The organism is Oleiphilus sp. HI0043, assembly GCF_001634935.1.
This window is the reverse complement of record NZ_LWEY01000038.1, coordinates 1-1,345: the sequence shown is the minus strand read 5'-3', so window position 1 is coordinate 1,345 and position 1,345 is coordinate 1. Positions and strand designations below refer to the sequence as shown.

At 47.9% G+C, this 1,345-nt stretch carries 2 protein-coding genes; both read right to left on the bottom strand.

Annotation, left to right across the window (positions count from 1 at the left end):
* Nucleotides 1-853 (bottom strand): biotin carboxylase N-terminal domain-containing protein (locus tag A3729_RS01120; RefSeq protein WP_304439676.1); only part of this gene is annotated, 853 nt, incomplete at its 3' end.
* Nucleotides 853-1,345 (bottom strand): carboxyl transferase domain-containing protein (locus A3729_RS01115; protein ID WP_304439675.1); only part of this gene is annotated, 493 nt, incomplete at its 5' end. The genes A3729_RS01120 and A3729_RS01115, both read right to left, overlap by 1 nt.

Sequence of the window (1,345 nt, the reverse complement as noted above, 5' to 3'; positions counted from 1 at the left end):
TAAAGCTTGAAGGGCTGGAGAGTATGCGTTGGCCTTTACCGCCGCCACCGCCGATGCATTTCAGGCGAATACGGTTTTCAGGGTACTCCTGGCCAATCTTGATTACTTGCTCGCGGATGGTTTCCTGAAGCTCTGCCACGCTATAAAGGTCGATGCCTTTTTTGTAGCCTGCATCAAGCACGACGTCGGCTTTATCTTCAATTGAGTCGGCATTTTCAAAGCGTTCTTGGTTGAGTGCTAAGCCTTCTTTTTTGACTAAAGACAGTAGCGCCTTTTCATCGCTATGCTTTTTAAGGAGTGTCAAGGCAGTAGCATTGTTGATTCCAGGCGTTACACTGACGCCGACTTGCAATGCGGTGCGCTTCGCCTCGTCTTTTAGGCCTGCTTTATGAACCGTTTCCGAGCAAGGGCCAATAAAGTTCAGACCGGCTTCTTCCATTGCGCCAACCATCGCTTCGTCTTCGGCCATAAAGCCGTAGCCGGCAAAAATAGCGTTATAGTTGTTCTCTTTAGCAATGCGAATGATCTGTTCTATGCGCTGAACACGCTCTTCTTTATCTGCGCCGCTGTAGTCTGGCACACGGTGAATGCGGTCAGGATTGTTGATTTGGCGCAGTTCTGGCGCCAAGGCATTTTGATAAACAATACTGTCTTTTTCAGACAATAAGATACCGCAATGCGTCACTCCCATTTCTGCAAATACATCCATTGCTTCTTTACGAATAGGGCCACGACAAATGATTAAGGGGCGAATGTCTTCACACGAGAAGCTACGTACCCAAGTGCTGTCTGATTGGCCTAAACGACGGTCTTGATGAGTCAGCGGGTTGTTAAGGTAATGTTCGTTACTCATTAGAAAGACTCCCTTTGTACGCCGCCGAGTGGCTCAGGTGTATAGTGTGATAAGTGGAAATTGAGCTGTTCGCACAAGACCTTGCGCATGTCTCTGGGCATAACAATTTGAGAGATCGACCCTAGGCTCAACGCCTCATTTGGGTTCATCAATTCTTCTTCATAGCGTTTTGCGAGTAAGGCTTCTTGCTCAGCGCCCCATTCGGCACTTTGCTCGCCTGTCTTAACCGCACCGCGAATAGCGCGTAACTCCTTCTTATAGACAAATTCTACACCTGCTGGTCCCATTACGGCTGCTCTGGTAGAAGGCAGGGCGCATACAAAGTCTGCACCTGTCTGATAGCAGTTGTAAGAAGCGTAAGCACCACCGAAAGCGTTACGAATGATCACCAAAAAACGAGGCGTTCTTAGGTCAATAATTGAATCAAGCATTGCTCTACCTGCTTGCACAATACCGTTTGATTCTTGATCTTTACCAGGTAAGAAACCCGTT